The sequence below is a fragment of the Binatus sp. (SeqCode) genome (genome assembly GCF_035272065.1).
Lineage (GTDB): Bacteria > Desulfobacterota > Binatia > Binatales > Binataceae > Binatus.
In genome coordinates this window covers 96,757-118,378 of record NZ_DATEQZ010000052.1, presented here as the reverse complement: position 1 = coordinate 118,378, position 21,622 = coordinate 96,757, and the positions used below count along the sequence as shown (strand labels likewise).

Genomic DNA, 21,622 nt, shown 5'->3' with positions numbered 1-21,622 from the left:
ATCGGTCCCTGGAGCCGGTTTCTTCCGGGGTTGCCGGCTCGCGGGACTGACTAATGGTGGAGCCTTCGGATGAGGAGCTGTGCAGGAGAATCGCCGAGCGCGATGCTGACGCATTCGAGCTCATGGTGGACCGCCATCAGGGGCGCGCGTACCGGCTCGCCTCGTCGATCCTCGGCAATGAAGCCGATGCGCGCGACGTCTCGCAGGACGCGTTCATCCGGCTATACGAATCGGCCGGGCGGTTCGATGGGCGGTCGCGCTTTTCGACGTGGTTCTATCGGATACTGGTCAACTTATGTATCGACCATCACAGGCGAAACCGATGGTGGCGCCGGCTGGCGCCGCTTGCGAGTCCCGGTGGCGGCGACGACCCCGACGAACGCGCTTTCGATCCGCCGTCCGGCGAGGCCGGGCCGGAGGGCGAGGCGATGCTGAAGCAATCAGTAAGCCGGCTTCGTCCCGCGCTCGAAAAGCTCTCGCCGCAGCAACGTGCTGCAGTGTTGCTGCAGACGCAGGAGGGCTTCACCAGCCGAGAAATAGGCGAGGTGCTCAAGTGTTCGGAGGCAACGGCTAGGGTGCATGTGCATCGCGGGATCGCGCAGCTGCGGAAATTGATGGGGAACGACTGACAATTCGACTGAGTAATTGAAAACAGACTGACCACGATGGCTGAGAATCATCCAGATACCGAACTGATCCCGTATCTGCGCGGAGAGTTGAGCCCGGACGAGCGCGCGCGCGTGCGGACGCATCTGGAGGGATGTGCGCAGTGTCGCGAATCTGCGGAAGAGTCGTCGGCGATAGTGTCGAATCTGGCGCGTGTCGTCGATGACGTGCGTGAGCCGGATTGGGCGGATTACCAGCGCGAGCTCAAGCGCAAGCTGCGCGCGGCGCAGGCCGGGAATGCCGGTGTGCGTGGAAGATGGCGATGGAGGAGGGCGGACGTTCGGCTGCCGGTCTTTGGCTGGCCGTCGATGGCGATGGCCACAGCGGCGGTCGCGGTGCTCGCGATCGCAATCGTGATGCATCGCGGCTCCGGCGGAAGTGTGCAGGCGCCCGGCGTCGATCAGCTCGAGCTGCAGCAGGAGCTCAGCAGCGCGGATGTCGGCCTGCTGGCCAACTATCACGTCGTCGAGCATCTGGATCTGCTCGAGAACTATGACGTGATCGAGCATCTGGACGAGCTGGAGCCCGGGGACCGCCAGAACCATGAAACTCCGTCGTAAAGTCGCCGTGTTTGTGCTGATAGCGACGATGGTTGTGTGCGGCGAAACGCGGCGAGCGTCGGCGCAGGACGCGCCACCGGATTTAAGAATGTTGATGAACCTGGACTTGTTCGAGCCGCGTCACAATGACGCGAAATCCGCGGCGCCGCCGGCCGCGTCGCCATCTGACGACTCGATGCTCGAGCAGATACGCACGCTCGATCAGATGGGTTACCTGGGGAATCAGGAAGGCGACGACAACGGCGCGCCCGCTCCCAGAGCGGCAGTAGGAGCGCAGAAGTTGGCACCACATCCGCTCGAATCTCAGAGCGTCCAGCCGCAATCGGCCGTCAGCGCGCCGGCGGAAGCGCCTATGCCGGCGAGTCAGCCGAGCTATGACGCCGAGGGGCCGCAGCCATGACGGGACGCATACGAATCGCGAGCGCATTGACGGTCGCGGCGCTGATCCTGTGTGGATTTGCATCGGCGGTTCCCGCTTACGCGCAATCGCCGGCGGCTTCAGTGGAGCCGTCGAACGACGCCGAGCGCGCGCTCGTCGCACAGCATCCGAATGAATGGGCGCAGCTCAATCCTGAGCAGCGTCAACGCGTGCTCGAGAACTATCGGCGATGGCAGTCGATGCGTCCCGAGGATCGGCAGCGGGTGCAGCAGAACTTCCAGACGTTCCGCAATCTGCCGCCGGAAGAACGCAAGCGAGTCCTCGAAGGATTGCGCAGGTGGCGCCAGCTTCCACAGGCGCAGCGCGAGGAATTGCAGCAGGACTATGCGCGCTACCGCGGGCTGCCGCCGGACCAGCGCGAGAGGATGATGAAGCGCTACCGGCAATTCGAGCAGCTTCCGCCGGAGCAGCGCCAGAGAATGCTCGCGAACTGGCATCGCTGGCAGCAGATGACGCCGGAGCAGCGGCGCGAAGCGCGGCGGCGGCTGGGGTTGTGGCGGCAGCATCCGCGCGAGCAGGGGCAGTAGGAGCGCCAGAAGAAAGGAACTCTATCGTATGTGAAACCCGCCGTGGGTTTCACGCTTCCTTCGGCAGGGGTGACCCCTGCACCCAGTGCTAAGAGAAAGATGCGGGACTTCGTCCCTGTTAGAAGGTGTTGGGTAGGAGGTTGGGCTGCGTCCGACTCTTACCTCGCCCGTTATTTTTACGGGAGAGGCGGCCGACCGCGTAGCGGCCGGTAGGTGAGGGTTCTGCGACTGCATGACAAGAACTCGGCCGCTCACTCTTTGTGTCATCCGCTGCACCCGCGCCGACTCTGCCTCGCTAGCCTACTTTGTGTAGCGTTGTTGTCTCGATGTCGTACTGGGGGACGGGATCTAATTCTTTTTGAGCCATCTGTAAACGAGCCGGGGGTTGGGCGCGTCTTACATCTCGAATCGCAAATTCATCAGTCCGATTGCTTGGGCAATCGACGGACAGGCAGGAGGAGAGTCTTTATGTTTCAATCACTACGGAAATGGCCGGTAGCATTGCTCGCCGCGCCGGTGGCGCTTTGCCTCGGATCGGGATTGGCGCGCGCGGAGCCGTTCGACGCACCGCTGGTTCAATGCAAATCGGCCGCGCTTACGACCTGCGCGGAGGTCCAGGATCCGCTGAAGCGCGGCGGAGCGACGATCAACGATCAAGGTGACGTGACTGTGATCGTGGTCGGGGCGGCGACCAACACCACTTATGCCGTCAGTCTCGTTTCGAACGACGGCACTCAGACAACTTCGATCGGTAATCTGAAGACCGGTGCCGACGGAAATGGCGCGTTTCGCAAGGACGCATTTTTCAAATTCGGCACGGTCGGCGCCGGCAACGTGGTTCTGACCGGCGGCGGCGGCGGGGAGTTCGTCACCGGGCTCTCGATCTCGAGCAACGGTCTCGAGTCGGCCCGTGACTTCCAGCCGGCCTTGGTGCGCTGCACCGATGTGACGGCGCCGGGAACTCTTTCAGGTTGCGGAAGCGACTCCTTGACCTATGGCCATGTCGATGTTGAAAACGACGATGGCGCCCTGTCGATCCACGTCTCAGGCGCACGGCCGAGTACGAGCTACACGGCGATTCTGCGTTCGCCCGGCGGCATGACGACCGCGCTTGGAACAGTAGGCCCGACCAACGGTGCGGGGAATGCTACGCTGGTAGTGACCTCTGAATTCCCGGCGAGCATGATCGGTTCGGGGGCAGTCGTGCTTCAGAGTGCCGGCACGGATGAGTTCGTGTCGGGATTCAAGGTGGATCAGAAGTTCGTGCGCCCTAAAGTTTCGGGGTCTAGCCTGGAGCCATGCGGAAGTGTAACGGATCCTATCCTTTCGAACTGCGGGAGCGATCCGCTGGATGACGGCTCTTACGATGTGAACGCGGCCGGCGACGTCAGCGTGAAGTTGTCAGGCGCGAATCCGGGCACGAACTACGAGTTGTTCTTCCGGCCGCTCGACGATTCGGCCGATGTCGATACGGGCGTAGCGATACCGACCAACGCGCTGGGCAACGCCGATACGGGGCCGAAGAGCTTCTCCGCCTTCACCAAGAACACGATTGCTTCGGGCACGTTCGTGGTGAAGCACCCGGCGAATGTGGACACCCTCGACCAGTTCGTGGCTGGGTACGAAATCCATTAGAGTTGGAAATCGCGCAGAACTGAGGGCGGGCGGCTCGAGCAATCGAGCCGCCCGCTTCGTTTTGTGTTAAGGGGCGGTGCGGTCGAGCGAGCGATACTGAATCGCCTCGCTGACGTGATGCGCGGCGATCGCGGCGGCGCCGTCGAGATCGGCTATCGTGCGCGAGACTTTCAGGATGCGCGTGTAGGCGCGCGCGCTCAGGCCGAGGCGGTTGAGGGCGAGCTCGAGCAGGCGCTCCCCGCCCGACTCGATCTGGCAGTGGAGGCGGAGGTCGCTCGCGCGCATCTGCGCATTGCAGAAAAACGGCATCCCCTTGAAGCGCGCGAGCTGCGCCTCGCGCGCGCGATTCACGCGCTCGCGAATCGCCAGCGACGGCTCGCGCGCGACGCGGTCGGTCAGGTCCTTGTACTTCACGGCCGGCACTTCGATATGGATGTCGATACGATCGAGCAGCGGGCCGGAGATGCGCGAGCGATAACGCTGAATCGCGATCGGCGAGCACGAGCATTCGTGCTGCGGGTCGGTGTAGAAGCCGCACGGACACGGGTTCATCGCGGCCACCAGCATCACCGAGGCGGGGAAGGTGAGCGTGCCCATCACGCGCGAGATTGTGATGCGCGCGTCCTCGAGCGGCTGGCGCAGGACTCGAGCACGTTCTTGCGGAACTCGGGCAACTCGTCGAGGAACAGGACGCCGTGATGCGCGAGGCTGACCTCGCCCGGGCGCGGAATCGAGCCGCCGCCGATAAGGCCCGCGTCGGAGATAGTGTGATGCGGCGAGCGGAAGGGGCGCGTCGTGATCAGCGCCCGGCCGTCGAGCAGGCCCATCACGGAGTGCACCTTGGTGGTCTCGATTGCTTCCTCGAAGGTCATCGTCGGCAGAATCGAGGGCAGCCGCTTGGCGAGCATCGTCTTTCCCGAGCCCGGCGGACCGATCATGAGGACGTTATGACCGCCCGCGGCCGCGACCTCGAGCGCGCGCTTGGCCTGCTCCTGGCCTTTCACTTCGCTGAAATCGACGTCGTAAACATTCGCGGCGCCGAACGCGGCGCTGAGATCGGCGGGCGCGGATTGGAGCGGACGCAGGCCCTCGAAGAACTCGAAAGCCTCGCGCAGGCTCTCGACGCCGAGCACTGCCGTGCCCTCACCGACGACGGATGCCTCAGAAGCATTCTCGCGCGGTAGCATCACGCCCGTGAACTTGGAGGAGCGTGCGAGCAATGCGGTCGGCAGCGCGCCCTTGATACCTTTGATGCGGCCGTCGAGCGCGAGCTCGCCAAGGACAAGGTACTCGCGCAGCCGCCGGCGATCTTTCAGTACGTTTTGCGCGGCGAGGATTCCAAGCGCGAGCGGAAGATCGAAGGCTGAGCCCTCCTTGCGCGTGTCGGCGGGCGCGAGGTTGATGGTCATCTTGCGCGTCGGGAAATCGAAGCCGGAATTTTTCAGCGCGGACTTGACGCGATCGAGCGCCTCCTTGACCGCGCCCTCGGCGAGACCGACAAGGCGATGCGGCGGAATCCCGGCGCCAATGTCGATTTCGACTTCGACCGGGAACGCGTCAACGCCAACGAGCGCGCTCGATATTACGCTTGCGTGCAAGAATTGCTTTCGCTGCTAACAGCCAGTTGACACTAGCGCAACCAGAGGCTGCGAGCGATGCGTGTTACTTGGGTGACATTGTTACCCAGGTGACAGTTAATCGCGCGGGGCGTGCGCACGCATGAAGCGGCGCCAGAGCTGGCGGGCATTTTGATCGTAGTCGGTCATTACGTGGATCAGATCAGTCAGTGCGCGATTCGGCATCAGCTCCTCGGGGAGTACTGGATCGAGGTTGATATGCCGAATCACGTCGCGGCCGAGGACCATCGATTCCGCCGCCGCGGTGTCCAGCGGCAAGCGCTCGAGCTTGGTTTTGCTTGCGAGCAATTCGTCGGCAAGCGTGCGGTACGTCGCGAGCATCGTGGTGGTGTCCCAGAGTCGGGTCGCTTTAGCGCGCGCATCGTCGTCGAGATCATGCAATCCCACCACCAGCGCGGCCGGATGAAGACCGAGCGCACGCAAATGATCGCGCAGTTCGGCCACGGTGTGATGCAGGTTCGCAGGACGAATCCACAGACCACTTTGAAGTTCGCGAAAACCGCGCAGGCGCATCGCGCGTTCGTGACGGCGAAGCGCGGCGCGATCGCTGCGCGGGACGCTCGCGTCGAACACTCCGATCCATGCGCCGGACCACGGCTTGGCGAGCTTGTCGAGATGACGCCACTTGCGGACTTCATCGCGCATCGCCTCGCCCGACGGACTCAGTCGATAGCGCCCGCGCCCGGTGTTGGCGGCGACCGATTGCTCGACCAGCCGCGTCAGCGCCATCCGCAAACTCTGCTCCGTGAAACCTAGCGCACTGCCGACGCCCAATATTTCCTGCGCCGACATCTCGCGCGGGTAGCGATTCGACAGGAAGTCGATCACCAGCTCGCGCGCAGTGAGGTGTCGCGGCACATAACGAGGATTTGCAAGTGTTGCCATTTTCTGTTACATACAAATCCGTGATGGACCGAACCCTGATACTTCCAGCCGGCGCGCGCCCACGGAAGATTGGAGGATATCATGTTCCAGGCGCGTAGCGTTTTCACTGACGACGAGCTGCTGATGCTCAAGCGCAAGTCGCAGTGGCGCGCCGCGTGGATGATCTTTCATGCGTGGGCGGTGATCTTCGGGGCGATGGCGCTGTTCGTATGGTGGCCGAATCCTCTGACCTTCATCGCGGCGACGTTGATAATCGGCGCGCGCCAACTGGGGCTCGCTGTCCTGTCGCACGACGCGTCGCACGGCCTGCTGTTCAGCAACATGAAGGTCAACGACTTTGCGGGGACCTGGCTGACGGACTACGCGCTGTTCGGCGATATGTACGCGTACCGCCCCTACCACGTCGCCGGGCACCATCGCTTTACGCAACAGAAAAACGATCCCGACCTCGGGCTGACGGCGCCGTTTCCGATCACGCGCAGCAGCATGCGGCGCAAGGTCATTCGCGATCTTACCGGGCAGACGGCATACAAGCAGAAGGCCGCGCTGATTCGGCGCGCGTTCGGGAGCGCGGAAATGCCAGCGTCGCGGCGGCTCGCGATGGGATGGAAGCGCCTGCACGGCGCGATCGTCAGCAACGCAATCATTTTCGCGATACTCGCGGCGACCGGACACTGGTGGCTCTTTCCCGCGCTGTGGGTCTTTCCGTACATGACGTTCCACGAGTTGGTCGTGCGCCTTCGCAGTATCGCCGAGCATTCGATGACGCCGGACAATGACGATCCCTTGCGCAACACCCGCACGACGCACGCGAACTGGTTGATGCGCGCATTCGTCGCGCCGTACTTCGTGAACTACCACCTCGAGCATCACCTGCTGATGGCGGTGCCGTGCTACAATCTGCCGCGCGCCCATCAGATATTGCTCGCAAAGGGCTACGGCCCCCGGATGGAGACTCAGCCGGGCTACGTCGCAGTCCTCGCGCTGGCAACGTCGAAGCCGGAGTTACAACAGCTACAAGCCGTCGCATAGGTCTGGTTTCCTCCTACGCTGGTGCTGGTTCCCTCCCACGTTCGTCGGGGGAGGGTGAGGGTGGGGGACCGCTGCGGCGCGATTGTCTGTTGCGCCGCAATTCTGCCCAGTCGCAAAATTTCAGAATCAAAGGGTCCCCCACCCGCCGCTCGAAGACGAGCGTCGGCCTCCCCCGACGAACGGTGGAGGCAATGTAACGCGACCGCTCAGGGAAAATATTAGAGCCAGACGGCGCCTGCGGCGACCAATTCGTCGCGCTCTGCTTTGCCGAGGCCGAGCAACTCGCCCAGCACGTAGTCGAAATCCTCGCCGACTTCGGGCGCTATCGTGCGAACTTTCCCCGAGCCGCCGGAGAGCTTGAATGGTATTCCTGTGAAGTGTGTGGTCACGCCCTTTTTGGTCGAAACCTCGGGCCAGAAGCCGCGTTCTTTCAGGTGAGGATCGCGCGCGCATAGATCGACGCCGTTCTCGACGACGCCAGCCGCGATTCCCGCGCGCTGCAGGATTGCCATCGCGTCTTCGGCGCTGTGTTCCGCGGTCCACCGCGAAACGTTGGCGTCGAGCTCGGCGCTGTTTTGCATCCGCATATACAGCGTGCGGAACTTCTGATCGCTTGCCCAATCTGGAGAACCGATCGCGACGACGAATCGGCGCCATTCGGGGCCCGTGCCGACGCTGATCGCGACCCATCGATCGTCGTCGCCGTCGAGCGGGCGGCATTTGTAAACGCCGTGCGGCGCGGCGGGACCTTCCTGAGAAATGTAGCCGGGCGGAGACTGGGTGCGGCCGTTGACGGAAATGTCGAGCAGCGCGGGACCGATCACGCTCGCGACGGCCTCGAACTGCGAGAGATCGACGAACTGCCCGCGGCCCGTGCGGCGTCGATGCCACAGTGCGACCAGCGCCGCGAGCGCGCCCGTGTACCCCCCGCACATGTCGGCGTACGAATAGCCGTAGCCGGCCGGCGTGCCGTCGGGCTCGGCCATCAACTGCGTGTATCCCGTGAGCGCTTGCAGCGTCGGTCCGTAGCTGACGTAGCTCGCGCGCGGGCCGGTGTGGCCGAGGCCGGACATACTGATGCAGATGATGTCGGGTTTCACAGCCTTGAGGCTTGCGTAATCCATCCCCCAACTGCGCATCACGCGCGCGGAAAAATTGTCCATCACGATGTCGCTCATCGCGGCGAGACGGCGCGCGAGCTCGACGCCGCGCGCATGCTGCATGTTGAGCGCGACAGAAAGTTTGTTGCGATGCAGGTCGCATTGCAGGCCGAGCTTGCGATTGCCCATCGGCGGCGGATCCTTCCGCTCGACCTTGACGACCTGCGCGCCGTGGTCGCCGAGAATGCGCGTCGCGACCGGGCCGGCTACTACCCAGGTGAAGTCGAGGATGCGGACGCCGTCCAGCGGCATCGCGGCCATGCTCAGATCACTCCTTCGGCCGCGAGCACGGCGAGCGCTTCAGGAGCCATCGCGAGGTCATCGCGCAGAATCTCGCCGGTATGCTCACCCGTCAGCGGCGGCCGCCGCGTGACGCGCCACGGCGTGCCGTTGAAAAGATACGGCGCTCCCGGGTAGCGGAACTTGCGCCCGAGCTCAGGATGCTCGATCTCGACGAAGTAGCCGCGCTCGATTAGCTGCTCGTCGTCGAACAGCGCCTCGGGCGGACGGACGGTCGCGTACGGCTGGCGCAGAAGCTGCGCACGTTCGAGCAGCTCGTCGCGCGGATAATCCTTGACCCAATCGTCGAGAACTTCGAACACATGCTCGGCCATCAGGTAGCGATACATCGGCTGCTGGTAATTGGGGTCGTCGAGGTCGGCCGCCTTGCCGTCGGACTTGACCCATTCGATGAGCGACGTCCAGTCGCCGAGCGTGCAATGCATGATGTACCCATCGCGGCATTTGCCGACGCGAAAGAAACGGCTCCAATGCAGAGTGCCGCGGCGCGGCTCGGCCTCGTTGCGCTCGAAGAATCCGCCGGCGACGTGCTCGACGGCCGCGGCGGTCGCCTCCTGCATGCTCAGATCGATCCACTGACCTTGAGCAGTGTTATCGCGGGCGAGCAACGCGAGCATCACCGCGATCGCGCCGAAGTACGCCGACGAGTGATACGCCTGGAGTCCCAACGGACGAACGGGAGCGTGACCAGGAAAACCATTGACGTAGAGCATCCCGCCGAGCGCGGTCAGCACGGTGTCGTCGGCGACGTAATCGCGGTACGGGCCGGTCTGGCCGAAGGGTGCAATCGAGCAGAGCACGAGCGCGGGATTCTCGCGATGGAGAACATCCCAGCCAAGGCCGAGTTGGTCGAGCGTGCCAGGCGCGAAACTCTCAATGACGATGTCGGCGCTGCGCGCGAGCTGGAGAAAAATGTCCGCGCCGCGCGAATGGTTGAGGTCGAGCGTGAGCGAGCGCTTGTTGAGATTGTAGAACCAGAAGAACAGGCTGCGGTCGCGATGCGGCAGGTCGTCGAGGAACGGGCCCATGCGGCGCGCGTCGTCACCGGCGGGCGGCTCGATCTTGATGACGTCGGCGCCCATGTCGCCGAGTAGCCGCGCGCAAAGTTGTGCGCGATGCCCCGTCAGATCGAGGACGCGCAGGCCCGCCAGCGCGCCGGCGGCCGGCTGGGTCATGATTTTTTCGCCGAGGTGTTCGCGCCCGCAGGCTTTTCGATTTCTTTCAGCTCTTCCTTAACCTTGGGCGGGGGCAGGTCCTCGATTGCGAACGCACCGGTGTCGAGGGTCGCGGGAACTTCCATCAGGACTTCATTCTTCGGGCCGGTGCGTTTACCGCCGCGCACGCGAATAGTTTCAAACGTGTCGGGATTGACCCACCGCACGCCCAGCACCGCGGGCTTCGCTTGGCCGTCCTCATCCACAGGCACGAGCGTGGTGCCTTCCTTGTCGAACAGTGTGACTTTCCTGAGTCCCATAATTTCTTTCAATGATAGTGCGATTGAGTGATGTGCGAAAAATGATATGGAGGCTGGTCGCCGGATTCAAACGAACGAGAGGAGTAGTTCCGTCAGCTCCGGCATTGAGCGCGTGCGCGAGACGCTCGATTGGCGGAGAGGCGTCGAAGCGCGTCGGGCATCCCGTCATGTGGTCCCAAGCGGTGTTTCGGAACGTCTTCCCACCATTCGCTCCGTGGCATGTCATTGCGGCGTTGAGGATGGAGCGGATAGTAGATGCGATTGTCGCGTCTTGAAGCCTCTCCTCCCACAAGTAGCAGGACGTCATGCTCGCTGTTGTTTATGAAGCAATGGCAGATGCCGGTCCCTGCAGGAAAGGCCGCAAAGTCCCCGGGCCGCATCGCGTGTAGGAAGCCGTCTATCCAGGCGTCAACCTCACCCTCAAGAACGTATACGAACTCCTCCTCCTTCTCCTCGGCATGAGGCCATGAACTTCGCTCCCCGGGCGACAGCCGCATCAGGTTCACGCCAATCTTCTGCAGTCCCGCAGCTCTGCCGATGCTCCGCTGATGGCCGGTGTATTCGTCGCTGTCAGGATATTGGTGGCTCGTCTCCGGACATGACGCGGCTGCAATGATGAACGGCCGTCGTCTCGCGCGATTCTTCATCCGTCCCATGTAACACAACCAGTGCCGGAATGCAGGCAGCCGTCGGTACACTTCGTAGGGCGCGGTCAAATCTTCATCGCCAGGTACTTGGAGGCGGCGAATTGAGACTCGATACTCGCGAAGGAACGCCGCGTGAGTTAATCTGATCGGACGCAGATTCACCAAAATACCCGAGAATGACGAGTGGCTGAGACCGATTACAAATCGACGCTGAAACTTCCCAAGACCGACTTCCCTATGAAGGCGAATCTGCCCAAGCGCGAGCCGGAAACGCTCAAGCATTGGGATGATCTCGACCTCTACATACGCCTGATGGAGGCCCGCAAGGACGCGGAATCGTGGGTGCTGCACGACGGGCCGCCGTACGCCAACGGGCGCGTGCACCTCGGCACCGCGCTCAACAAAATTCTGAAGGATTTTGTCGTGCGCTCGCGTTCGATGCTGGGATATCGCACGCCGTTCGTGCCGGGATGGGACTGTCACGGGATGCCGATCGAGTACAGGGTATCGCGCGAGCTCGGCGACAAGGCGCGCGTGACACCCAAGCTCGAGCTGCGCAAGCTGTGCAGAGCGGAAGCCGAGAAGTGGGTCGATTTGCAGCGCTCGGATTTTCGACGCCTCGGATGTATCGGCGATTGGTTCAAGCCGTATCTCACGATGGCGCCCGAGTACGACGCGGCGGAAATCCGCGTGCTGCGCAAGATGGTCGAGCACGGCTATGTGTATCGCGGCCTGCGTCCGGTGCATTGGTGCTTCGACTGCCGATCGGCGCTGGCGGAGGCCGAAGTCGAGTACCGCGATCATGCTTCGCCATCGATCTACGTGGCGTTCGCGTTCAACTCGAATCTCCGTGACGCGGGCGCGCTGGCTGCGGAAGCCAACGACCGCTTAGAGCTTGCTGCCGCGCACAAGTCCGGCAAGCTCTCGGCGGTAATCTGGACGACGACGCCGTGGACGCTTCCGGGGAATCTCGGAATCTCACTTAACGAGACGTTCGACTATGTCGCGCTGAAGGTCGGCGATCGCTACTACGTGGTTGCGTCACGATTGGCCGACCATGTCGAGAAGGAATGCGGGCTGGCCGTCGAGAAACGAATCGCGCTCGACCGCGCTGCGCTCAAGGCGCTCGACGGCCAGGATATTTTTCGGCATCCGTTTCTCCCGCGCGACGTGAAGCTGATGTACGCCGAGCACGTCACCGCCGACACCGGCACCGGCCTTGTGCATACTGCCCCCGGGCACGGCTACGAGGATTTCGTCGTCGGCAAGGCGTACGGGCTGGAGCCGTTCACTCCCGTCAACGGCAGCGGAATATTCACGGCCGATGGCGGCGAGTGGGCCGGGCAGCACATCTTCAAGGCGAACAAGCCGATCGTCGAGAAACTACGTACAGTCGGCGCGCTGCTGCACGCGCGGGATTTCTCGCACAGCTACCCGCATTGCTGGCGATGCCACAATCCGCTGCTTTTTCTTGCCACCGAGCAATGGTTCGTCAGCGTCGATCATCACGGACTGCGCGGTAAGGTTATCGACGCGATCGACAACGTGAAGTGGTCCCCCGCATGGTCGCGCGATCGCATCCGCAACATGACCGAGACGCGACCGGATTGGTGCATCTCGCGCCAGCGCGCGTGGGGCGTGCCGATTCCCGCGGTCAGATGCGCGCAATGTGACGAGGTCGCGCCGCTGCTCGCGACGATGGATCGGGTCGAGGAAATTTTCGCCCGCGAAGGTTCCGACGCTTGGTACAGCCGGCCGGCTGCCGACTTCGTCGCGCCAGGCGTCAAATGCGCGAAGTGTGGCGGCGTGGTCTTCGTCAAGGAAGAAGACATCCTCGACGTGTGGTTCGATTCGGGCTCGTCGCAAGCCGCTGTGCTTGCCGTGCGGCCGGAACTGAAGTGGCCGGCCGACGCCTATCTCGAGGCGGTCGAGCAGGCGCGCGGATGGTTCAGCTCGTCGCTGTTTTGCGCGGTGTCAGATCGCGGAGTGGCGCCCTTCAAGAACGTGATCAACCACGGGCTGACGATCGACGAGAAGGGCCGCAAAATGTCCAAGTCGCTCGGCAACTCAGAGGACGCGGTCGATGCCGTCGGGCGGATGGGCGCCGACGTGCTGCGACTGGTGTACGCATCGCTCGACTACACCGCCGACATCACGCTCGGCCAGACGATCTTCAACGCGGTGTCGGAGTCGTATCGCAAGATTCGCAACACCTGCCGTTTCGTGCTCGGCAACCTCGCCGACTTCGATCCCGCGCGCGACGCGGTCGAATTGAAGGACATGCTAGAGTTCGATCGCTTCATCCTGGCGCGCACCGAGAAACTCAAGAGCGAAGTGCGCCGCGCTTACGAAGCGTTCGAATTCCAGACCGCGTTCCAGGCGATGCAGAATTTCATCGTGGTCGATCTGAGCTCGCTGTATATCGACGTCGCGCGCGATCGCCTCTATTGCTCAGCGGAAAACTCGCGCGAGCGGCGCTCGGCGCAGACCGCGCTGTTCCATATCCTCGACGCGCTCGTCAGGATGCTCGCGCCGCTGATCCCGTTCACGACCGAGGAAGTTTACGGTTACATGCCGGGAAAGCGGCTCGCGAGTGTGCACCTGACCACGATGCATCCCGCGAATCCGTCGTGGCGCGATGAAGAATTGGAAGCGCGATGGGAGCGGCTGCTCAAGGTTCGCGACGAGGCGCTCAAGCTGCTCGAGGCGATGCGCAAGTCGGGAACGATCGGTGCGCCGCTCGATGCGGCGATCAGTCTCGGTGCTGACGGCGGCTCTGAGAGCGGTCTTGCTGAAACGCTCAAGCGGTATCGCGAAGAGTTGAAAGATTTGTTTATCGTCTCTGACGTCGCGATTTTAGGCGATGCGGAAGCCGCCGAGATCAGGCGGCAAGCCAACGGCCGCGAGGATTTCGCCCTCGATGGCAATGGCACCTTCGCGCGCGCCGCCGCGAATCCCGCGATCACGCTGGTCGGGCGCCATGCGTCGGGCGCGAAATGCGCGCGATGCTGGAAATACTTCGACGACGGCAGTGGCGAGACGCTCGACGCGAGATGCCGCGCGGTGGTCGGAGCGTAGCCGATGCCGGAACAGTCGAGCGCGAAGACTCTTCCCAACGTTCTGGCAGGCCGTGCGGAGGGGAAAGAATCGGCCGGATCGCCGCCGCGCAGGCCATTTCTGTTGCTGCTCAGCGCGATCACGATTCCGATCATCGTACTCGACCAGGCGACCAAGCTGTTCGTGCAGGCGCACATGGCGCTGTACGAGAGCATCGCGCTGATTCCCAACTACCTGGACATCACCTACACACTGAATCCCGGTGCGGCCTTCAGCATGCTGGCCGACGCGCCGGCGTGGGTCCGCCTGGCGTTTCTGCTGTCGATGTCCACAGTAATGAGCATCGTGTTGATTGTGCTGCTAGCGCGGTCGGAGCGCTTATCGATCTACTCGTTCGCCTTCGCGTTGATCCTGGGCGGCGCGGTGGGGAACTTGATCGACCGCGCGCTGCGCGGCGGCCGCGTGATCGATTTCATGCGCGCGCACTACTACGACCTCAACTACCCGATTTTCAATGTCGCCGACAGCGCGATCTCGATTGGCGTCACGTTGATCATCCTCGCGTCGTTCTTCGGCCACGACGACGAGCCCAAGCCAGCCAATTAGCCGGATCGCGCAGCGATTTGACGCCAACACAGCGGCGGGTCTAGTTTTGCAAATCGATGTCTGGATCGACGCTCGGCGCGCAACTAGCGCCGGGCGGGGAGCGCATCGCGATGAAGCCAATCAACACCGTCACTGGAACCGTGATTCCGGAGCAGCTCGGCACGACGCTCATGCACGAGCATCTGCCGATCGGATGGGCCGGCTGGGAGCTCGACTGCGCCGCACCGAAATTCGAGCGCAAGTCGGCGCTCAAGAACTGCGTCGAGCGGCTCAAAGAGGTGCGCGATCTTGGACTCGAGACTTTCGTCGATCCGTGCCCGATGGACATCGGCCGCGACGTGAACTTCATGGCCGAAGCGGCGTCGGCGTCGGGCGTGCGAATAATCTGTGCGACCGGCCTCTACAAGGAAGACTTGGGCAACACCGCGTACTTCAAGCAGCGGACGATCGACGATGTCGCGTCCGTGTACATCAGCGAGATCAACAAGGGCGTCGGCGACACGGGCATCAAAGCCGGCATCATCAAGTGTGCGACCGGCAAGCGGCAGATCACGAAGTACGAAGAGATGTGCCTGCGGGCGGCGGCGCGCGCGCATAAAACGACCGGCGCGCCGATCACGACGCATACCGAGGATGGCACGATGGGGCGCGAGCAGCTGGAGATTTTCGCGTCGGAGGGTGCGGACTTAACCCGCGTGATCATCGGGCATAGCTGCGGGTCGTCGGACTTGAGCTATCACGCGGCGATGCTCGATCGCGGATGCATCCTGGGGTTCGATCGCTTCGGCCTGGACTTCCTGCATCCCGACAAGCTGCGCTTGGCCGCGTTGATAGGACTGCTGGGCGTTGGATACGAAAATCAACTCGTGCTCTCGCACGACACCGTCGCATGCTGGCTGGGTCGCGGCCTCGACGTAACGCCCGAGACGGCCAAGCTGGTGGCGAACTGGACGCCGACGCACGTTTTCAAAAATATCGTGCCGGCGCTGAAGCGGGCAGGCGTAGGAGAGGCGAAGATCCGTACGATGCTGGTAGAAAATCCGCGCCGGTATTTCCAGAATTAGCGGGCGGGCGCGTCGACTTTCATCCAACCGGTTTATCCAAGCGCTGCGATCTTACCCGTTGTGGCTTGCGGGCGCCGGTGCGCCGGACTCCACCGTAGCGCGCCATTTGTCGATTGCCTCGACCGTGAAGCGCCAGTCGCTGCCGACGCGGAACGCGGGCAGCTGATTCTTTTTGAGCATCCTGTAAATGGTTGAGGGATGTACGCGCAGGTAGCTAGACACCTCCTGCACCGTCAGGACCCTGCTCTTCATTTCATCGAATCGATCCATGTGGCTCCTTCGCGTTACGCGCGTTTACCCCGTCCTTCCCGGCCCTTGACGATGTACGGGTTGAAACAGTCCGACGTACGCTACTCAGTACATACTAAACACATCATAGATACGCCAGGCAAACGAGTGGAATTTTCACGACAATTTGTCACCCGCAGAACACTTCTAGTCGCCACTTTTCAGATTTTCAAGCGGACACTCATAGCAGAGGTGACACGATGTCGTCAATCGAAAGACTTTTTGTCAACGAATGACCGAGGCGGTCGAGCAGCACGAATTCGACCACGCCCGCGGCGGCGCGCTTCTTGTCGAGGCCCAGCGCGCGGAGAAAGTCGTCGCTGTGCCATCCGGCAGGCAGCGCCGTCGGCAGGCCGGCGCGCTCGATCAGGCGCTGAAGACGCGATGCTTCGTCGGCCGAGAAGCCGGCGTATCTCGATGACAGTCGTGCCGCCGCTACCATGCCGATCGCGACCGCCTCGCCATGAAAATAGCTGCCGTAACCGGCGCTCGCTTCGATCGCGTGGCCGATAGTGTGGCCGAAATTCAGCGTTTTGCGCAGACCGCCTTCGCGCTCGTCGGCGCCGACTACTGCGGCTTTGTGCGATAGCGATCGCGCGACGACCTGCTCGAGCAGGTCAGGGCGGCGCGCAAGGATCGCGTCGAGGTCGCGCTCCAGGTCAACGATCATTGGCGCGTCCATGATTGCGCCATACTTGATGACCTCGGCGAGTCCTTCGCGGAACTCGCGGTCGGGCAGGGTCGCGAGCGTAGCCACGTCGGCGACAATCAGCCGCGGCTGGTGAAACGCACCGATCAGATTTTTGGCATGTCGATGGTTGATCGCGGTCTTGCCGCCGAGCGCCGAATCAACTTGCGCGACCACAGTGGTCGGCACCTGCACGATCGCCACGCCGCGCAAAAAGGTCGCGGCCGCAAAACCCGCGAGATCGCCCACGACGCCGCCGCCGAGCGCGAACACCGCGCTGCTGCGGTCAAGCCCGATCTCGGTCATGCGGTCGTATACAAGCTCGAGCGTCGGCAGCGATTTGGAGGCCTCTCCTGGCGCCACCGAAATTACGACGGGCGCGAAGCCGCTCTTGCGAAGTGCGTCATTGAGGCGCGCAGCGTAGAGCTTCTCGACGCTCGCGTCGGTGACGACGGCGCAAGCGCCGGGCTTTAGTCCAGCGGCCTTCGCGAGTTCGCCAAGCCGGTCGAGGATTCCCGCGCCGACGTGAGCGTCATGCGAAGCGGACCCGAGTTCTATGCGGATAGTACGCATCTCTACGATGGCAGGATTCGTCGCGCGGCGTGTGCGCCGAAGGCGCCGATTACATGATCGGCCAGTTGCTCGACCGTGAGATCGGAGCTGTCGATTTGGACGTCGGCGCGTGCGTATGCGTCAGCCCGTTCCTCCATCAGCTCTTTGACTCGCGCCAAAGTGGATTTCCCGCCCTCGGTCAGTTTCGGCCGCTTGCTTTTTGATCGCTCGACGCGCGCAGCGACGACTTCGGGACGCGCCGTGAGGCAAACTATCACGCCGACGCGCTTGAGCGCCGCACAATTTGCTTCGTCAACCAGCGCGCCGCCCCCCGTCGAGATCACTTCGGGATGAGGCCCGTGGCAATGGGGGCACAGCCGGCGATCGCTCGTCAAGTGCGCGACCACTTCGCGTTCGAGCTGCCGGAAGTGCGCCTCGCCATGGTCGGCGAAGATTTGCGCGATCGGTTTTCCGGCGCGCGCGACAATCACTGAATCCACGTCCACAAATTCCCATCCGAGCCGGCGCGCAACGAGCGGGCCGACCGAGCTTTTCCCGGTCGCCATGAATCCGGTGAGGATCAGTTTGGGCGTCATTGGCGTCGCGGCGCGCCTCTTCGCGGCATGGCGCGCTTGCCGATCTAATAGTTGTGGACCTGTTCGAGGAAGCCTTTGAAGTTGCGGGTAATCTCTGCCAGCGAATCGCCGCCGAATTTTTCGAGAAAAGCCGCGGCGAGTTCGAACGCTACGACTGACTCCGCGATTACTGCTGCGGCGGGAATCGCGCATACGTCGGAGCGCTCGATCGCACCGACCGCTTCCGCCTTGGTTTTGATATCGACCGAGCGCAGCGGCCGCATCAGCGTCGACAGCGGTTTGAACGCGACGCGCACGCGCAACGGTTCGCCCGTGCTCATGCCGCCCTCGGTGCCGCCCGAATTATTCGAATGGCGCGTGAAGCGATGATGCGCGGCGTCGTAGCCGATTTCGTCGTGAAGTTCGGAGCCGCGAATCCGGCCCGCCGTGAATCCCAGGCCCAGCTCGACACCCTTGGCGGCTTGCAGGCTGAGCAGCGCGAACGCGAGCCGTCCGTCGAGTTTGCGATCCCATTGCACGTGACTGCCGAGCCCGACCGGCAATCCGGTCGCGACGACCTCGACGATGCCGCCGAGGGTGTCGCCGGTTTTTTTGCACGCGTCGATTTCGGCGATTATTTTACTTTCGGCGTCGGGATCGGCCACTCGCACCTGCGACGCTTCGGTAATGCGGCGCAACTCCGCGATGCTCAACTCAGGGTGAGTTTTCGCCTCGGTCGCGCCGATGCTCGCGACGTAGCCGAGCACGTCGATTCCGAACGGCGAAAGAATCTGCTTCGCGAGCCCGCCGATCGCCACGCGCGCGGTGGTCTCGCGCGCCGACGCCCGTTCGAGCACGTCGCGGATATCTTCGAGATTGTATTTGAGCACGCCCGCCAGGTCGGCATGGCCGGGTCGCGCGCGCGTGACGACCTCCGCCGCGCCGCGATCGGCGGGATCGGCGGACATCTTCTTGACCCAGTTCTTGAAGTCGCGATTCTCGATGATGAATGTGATCGGACTGCCGAGCGATTTGCCGAAGCGGATGCCGGAAACCGGCCGCACCTCGTCCTTCTCAATCAGCATCCGGCCGCCGCGGCCGTAGCCCTTTTGGCGGCGCGCGAGATCGGCGTTGATCGCAGCAACGTCGATGTTGAATCCGGCGGGCACGCCTTCAACCGTCGCGACCAACTCAGGGCCGTGCGATTCGCCGGCGGTCAAAAATCGGAGCGTCATAACCAGATTCAACCAGACTGGAAGCGTCCGCGAAAGCGGGGCCAATCGAACATCCAGCGGGGTGCCTCGCGGGATCGCTCGCGCGCGGTGTAAGTTGGATTCGCAGAGACAGTCGAGATGCAGGCCAATATTGTGATCGTCGGGGCGACGCGCGGATTCGAGACGCTGACGTATGCGATCCCGCCCGCGCTCGACGGACTCATCCAGCCAGGCCATCGCGTGCTCGCGCCGCTGCGCTCGCGCAAGGTTACGGGCCTGGTCACCGAGGTCGGCGAACGGCTTTCGCCCGCGCAACTGAAGCCGATCCTCGAAGTGCTCGAGCCGCGGCCGCTGTTCGATCGCGCGCATCTGCAACTGATGGAGTTCCTTGCGTCGTACTACATGGTTTCGATTGCGGACGCTTACCGCAGCGTGATTCCCGCGGTCGCGCGGGTCGAGTCGCGGGCGGCCTACACGCTCGCGACACCGCCCAACGCGCTCGCGCGAGCTGCATTCACGCGAATCGAGCGCGCGATTATCGAGACGATCGCGAAGCGCGCGGCCACGACGCGCCAGCTCGAAAAGGTCGGTCCGCCGAGCGAAGTGCGCGCGACGATCGCGCGCTTCGTCGCGAACGGCATCCTCGAGCGTCGCGACGCGACCACGGGGCGGCATCGCGACACCGCCGATGTGGTCGCGCGACTCGTCGCAGGCGCGAGCATCGATGGCGTTCGCGGTTCGAAGCAGCGCGAGGTGCTATCGGCAATCGCTAATGCCGGTGCAGCAGGCGTGCGCGTCGAGGATCTGAAGACCGCAATCGACGGCGCTAGCGCGGCGCTGAAGAGCCTCACGCATCGCGGGTTGATCGCAATCGATGCAGCGCCAGTGACAGCGCATGGCGGCGCGGCGGCGCAGTTCGATCTTACTGAGGAACAGCAGATCGCGCTCGAAGCGGTCTCGCCCGCGATCGAGCAGCGCCGCTACCAAGCGTTTTTGCTGTGGGGCGTCACCGCCAGCGGCAAGACCGAGATTTACCTGAACCTCGCCGCGCGAGCGCTCGCGGCCGGGCGCAACGTCCTCATCATGGTGCCCGAAATCGCGCTCGCCGACGAAATCGTGCGCTCATTTCGCGCGCGTTTCGGCTCGCTCGTCGGCATCGCGCACAGTGCGCAGAGCGTGTCCGAGCGATGGGCGAGCTGGATGGCGGCGCTTGGCGGTCAGGCCCGCGTGATGATCGGTCCGCGCTCGGTGATTTTCGCGCCGATCCACGACATCGGGTTGATCGTCGTCGACGAAGAGCACGACGCGTCGTACAAAAATGAAGAAGGGATTTACTACCACGCACGCGATCTCGCGGTCGCGCTCGCGGGATTTTCGAAATGCCCGGTCGTGCTCGGCTCGGCGACGCCGTCGAGCGAGTCGTATGCGAATGCGCGGCGCGGACGGTACCGGCTGCTGAGCCTTTCACGCCGCGTGAACGATCGCGCGATGGCGTCGGTCGAAATCGTCGACATGCGGCGCGAAGTCGCCGATGCGCGCAAACTCGGGGCGGCCAAATCGACCAACGGTGCGGGACCCGCTGAATCGAAATCGCAAGCGGCGGAAGTTCCAGAAACGGTGCCGCTCTCGACGACTCTCGTCGCCGCGCTCCGCGAAAATCTCGCGTCGGGCGGCCAGAGCATGGTGTTTCTCAACCGCCGCGGATTTCACAATTTTTTGCAATGCCACATTTGCGGCAACGTGATCGCGTGCCCAGACTGCAGCGTCAGCATGACGTTTCACATGCGCGACCTCTCGCTGCGATGCCACTACTGCGGCAATCACACCGCGGCGCCCGACACTTGCCCCGAGTGCAAGGGCTACGGGCTCCAGGGGCAGGGCTTCGGCACCGAGCGGCTGACGCAGACGCTCGCTGAGATGATGCCGGCCGCGCGCATCGAAAGAATGGATTCCGACACCAGCAGTCTGCGCGGCGCGCGCGCGCGGATGCTGGCCGATCTTCGCGCTGGCGAAATCGATATCCTTGTCGGCACGCAGATGATCACCAAGGGCTTCGATTTTCCCGGCGTCACGCTGGCCGCTGTGGTGAACGCCGACCTCGCGCTGAACATGCCCGACTTCCGTTCCGCCGAACGCACGTTCCAGTTGCTGACGCAGATCGCGGGACGCGCGGGACGCGGCGAGCGCCCCGGCCGCGTCATCATCCAGACGTTCGCGCCGAATCACTACAGCGTCCGCGCCGCCAAGGATCAGGACTACGCGCGGTTCATGCGGCGCGAGCTGGAATTGCGCCGCGATCTCATGTATCCGCCGTTTGCGCGGCTCGCCATGGTGCGAATCGAAGGCGCGGAGCCGCAACTCGTCCAGGGTGCGGCCGAGGCCGTCGCGAAATCGCTGGCGAAAGGATCGACGCCCGAGGGAATGCGCGTGCTTGGGCCCGCGCCGGCGCCGATCGAGCGGATCAAGCAGCGCTACCGGTGGCAGGTGATGCTAAAGTCGCGCGAACTGAAACCGCTGCGCGCGGCGATCGCCGCGATGCGCGCCGAAGTCGGGCCGTCGGCGGAGCGCGACGACATATATCTTGCGATCGATATCGATCCGGTGAGAATGCTGTGA

Annotated in this window: 19 protein-coding genes and 1 pseudogene; 10 read left to right on the top strand and 10 right to left on the bottom strand. The window is 63.3% G+C overall.

Annotated features, from left to right (window positions below):
- Positions 1-53 precede the first annotated feature (53 nt).
- From VJX68_RS10185 to VJX68_RS10165, 5 genes are all read left to right on the top strand, one after another.
- Positions 54-629 (top strand): RNA polymerase sigma factor, encoded by a 576-nt coding sequence (locus tag VJX68_RS10185; RefSeq protein ID WP_324095573.1) that lies wholly within the window; start codon positions 54-56, stop codon positions 627-629.
- A 36-nt stretch (positions 630-665) separates the two neighbouring features.
- Positions 666-1,226 carry an anti-sigma factor family protein gene (locus VJX68_RS10180; protein ID WP_324095572.1) on the top strand — a complete coding sequence of 187 codons (561 nt, stop codon included), beginning with the start codon at positions 666-668 and terminating at the stop codon, positions 1,224-1,226.
- A complete protein-coding gene (locus tag VJX68_RS10175; protein ID WP_324095571.1) occupies positions 1,210-1,626 on the top strand; it encodes a hypothetical protein in 417 nt (138 codons plus the stop codon). The genes VJX68_RS10180 and VJX68_RS10175 overlap by 17 nt, the downstream gene beginning before the upstream one ends.
- Positions 1,623-2,192 carry a DUF3106 domain-containing protein gene (locus VJX68_RS10170; protein ID WP_324095570.1) on the top strand — a complete coding sequence of 190 codons (570 nt, stop codon included), beginning with the start codon at positions 1,623-1,625 and terminating at the stop codon, positions 2,190-2,192. The genes VJX68_RS10175 and VJX68_RS10170 overlap by 4 nt, the downstream gene beginning before the upstream one ends.
- A gap of 468 nt (positions 2,193-2,660) precedes the next feature.
- A complete protein-coding gene (locus VJX68_RS10165) occupies positions 2,661-3,827 on the top strand; it encodes a hypothetical protein (RefSeq protein WP_324095569.1) in 1,167 nt (388 codons plus the stop codon).
- Positions 3,828-3,893: 66 nt separating this feature from the next.
- Here the strand turns inward: VJX68_RS10165 and VJX68_RS10155 are convergent.
- Positions 3,894-5,425: pseudogene (locus VJX68_RS10155) on the bottom strand (YifB family Mg chelatase-like AAA ATPase).
- 96 nt (positions 5,426-5,521) lie between these two features.
- Positions 5,522-6,349, bottom strand: a complete 828-nt coding sequence (locus VJX68_RS10150) for a hypothetical protein (protein WP_324095568.1) — start codon at positions 6,347-6,349, stop codon at positions 5,522-5,524.
- A gap of 81 nt (positions 6,350-6,430) precedes the next feature.
- On the opposite strand from VJX68_RS10150, the gene VJX68_RS10145 reads away from it, so the two are divergent.
- Positions 6,431-7,381 (top strand): fatty acid desaturase family protein, encoded by a 951-nt coding sequence (locus tag VJX68_RS10145; RefSeq protein WP_324095567.1) that lies wholly within the window; start codon positions 6,431-6,433, stop codon positions 7,379-7,381.
- Between the two features lie 218 nt (positions 7,382-7,599).
- Here VJX68_RS10145 and VJX68_RS10140 read toward each other — a convergent pair whose 3' ends face one another.
- The 4 genes from VJX68_RS10140 to VJX68_RS10125 all read right to left on the bottom strand — a co-directional run bounded on the left by VJX68_RS10140 (position 7,600) and on the right by VJX68_RS10125 (position 10,962).
- Positions 7,600-8,802 carry a CaiB/BaiF CoA transferase family protein gene (locus VJX68_RS10140; protein ID WP_324095566.1) on the bottom strand — a complete coding sequence of 401 codons (1,203 nt, stop codon included), beginning with the start codon at positions 8,800-8,802 and terminating at the stop codon, positions 7,600-7,602.
- Between the two features lie 2 nt (positions 8,803-8,804).
- Positions 8,805-10,016, bottom strand: a complete 1,212-nt coding sequence (locus tag VJX68_RS10135; RefSeq protein ID WP_324095565.1) for a CaiB/BaiF CoA transferase family protein — start codon at positions 10,014-10,016, stop codon at positions 8,805-8,807.
- Positions 10,013-10,315: a hypothetical protein gene (locus VJX68_RS10130; protein WP_324095564.1), complete on the bottom strand. Its 303-nt coding sequence runs from the start codon at positions 10,313-10,315 to the stop codon at positions 10,013-10,015. The genes VJX68_RS10135 and VJX68_RS10130 overlap by 4 nt, the downstream gene beginning before the upstream one ends.
- Before the next feature lie 92 nt (positions 10,316-10,407).
- Complete coding sequence (locus tag VJX68_RS10125; RefSeq protein ID WP_414643475.1) at positions 10,408-10,962, bottom strand: cupin domain-containing protein; 555 nt, start codon at positions 10,960-10,962, stop codon at positions 10,408-10,410.
- A gap of 183 nt (positions 10,963-11,145) precedes the next feature.
- Here VJX68_RS10125 and ileS point away from each other — a divergent pair, with 183 nt between their 5' ends.
- The 3 genes from ileS to VJX68_RS10110 are packed head-to-tail and all read left to right on the top strand — an operon-like array spanning position 11,146 to position 15,689.
- On the top strand, positions 11,146-14,040 hold the full coding sequence (gene ileS / locus VJX68_RS10120) for an isoleucine--tRNA ligase (protein ID WP_324095562.1): 2,895 nt from the start codon (positions 11,146-11,148) through the stop codon (positions 14,038-14,040).
- Positions 14,041-14,043: 3 nt separating this feature from the next.
- The gene (lspA, locus tag VJX68_RS10115; RefSeq protein WP_324095561.1) at positions 14,044-14,625 is read left to right on the top strand and encodes a signal peptidase II; all 582 of its coding nucleotides are present in this window, start codon (positions 14,044-14,046) and stop codon (positions 14,623-14,625) included.
- A 56-nt stretch (positions 14,626-14,681) separates the two neighbouring features.
- Positions 14,682-15,689 (top strand): phosphotriesterase family protein, encoded by a 1,008-nt coding sequence (locus tag VJX68_RS10110; protein WP_324095560.1) that lies wholly within the window; start codon positions 14,682-14,684, stop codon positions 15,687-15,689.
- A gap of 51 nt (positions 15,690-15,740) precedes the next feature.
- Here the strand turns inward: VJX68_RS10110 and VJX68_RS10105 are convergent, their stop codons facing one another.
- The 4 genes from VJX68_RS10105 to aroC form a co-directional block, all read right to left on the bottom strand.
- Positions 15,741-15,959 carry a helix-turn-helix domain-containing protein gene (locus VJX68_RS10105; RefSeq protein ID WP_324095559.1) on the bottom strand — a complete coding sequence of 73 codons (219 nt, stop codon included), beginning with the start codon at positions 15,957-15,959 and terminating at the stop codon, positions 15,741-15,743.
- A 199-nt stretch (positions 15,960-16,158) separates the two neighbouring features.
- Entirely contained in the window at positions 16,159-17,238 is a 1,080-nt protein-coding gene (aroB, locus tag VJX68_RS10100; RefSeq protein ID WP_324095558.1) for a 3-dehydroquinate synthase, read from the bottom strand.
- Positions 17,239-17,240: 2 nt separating this feature from the next.
- Positions 17,241-17,813, bottom strand: coding sequence for a shikimate kinase (locus VJX68_RS10095; protein ID WP_324095557.1), 573 nt, complete (start codon positions 17,811-17,813; stop codon positions 17,241-17,243).
- Between the two features lie 44 nt (positions 17,814-17,857).
- Entirely contained in the window at positions 17,858-19,027 is a 1,170-nt protein-coding gene (gene aroC / locus VJX68_RS10090; RefSeq protein ID WP_324095556.1) for a chorismate synthase, read from the bottom strand.
- 117 nt (positions 19,028-19,144) lie between these two features.
- Here aroC and priA point away from each other — a divergent pair, with 117 nt between their 5' ends.
- Entirely contained in the window at positions 19,145-21,622 is a 2,478-nt protein-coding gene (priA, locus tag VJX68_RS10085) for a replication restart helicase PriA (RefSeq protein ID WP_324095555.1), read from the top strand.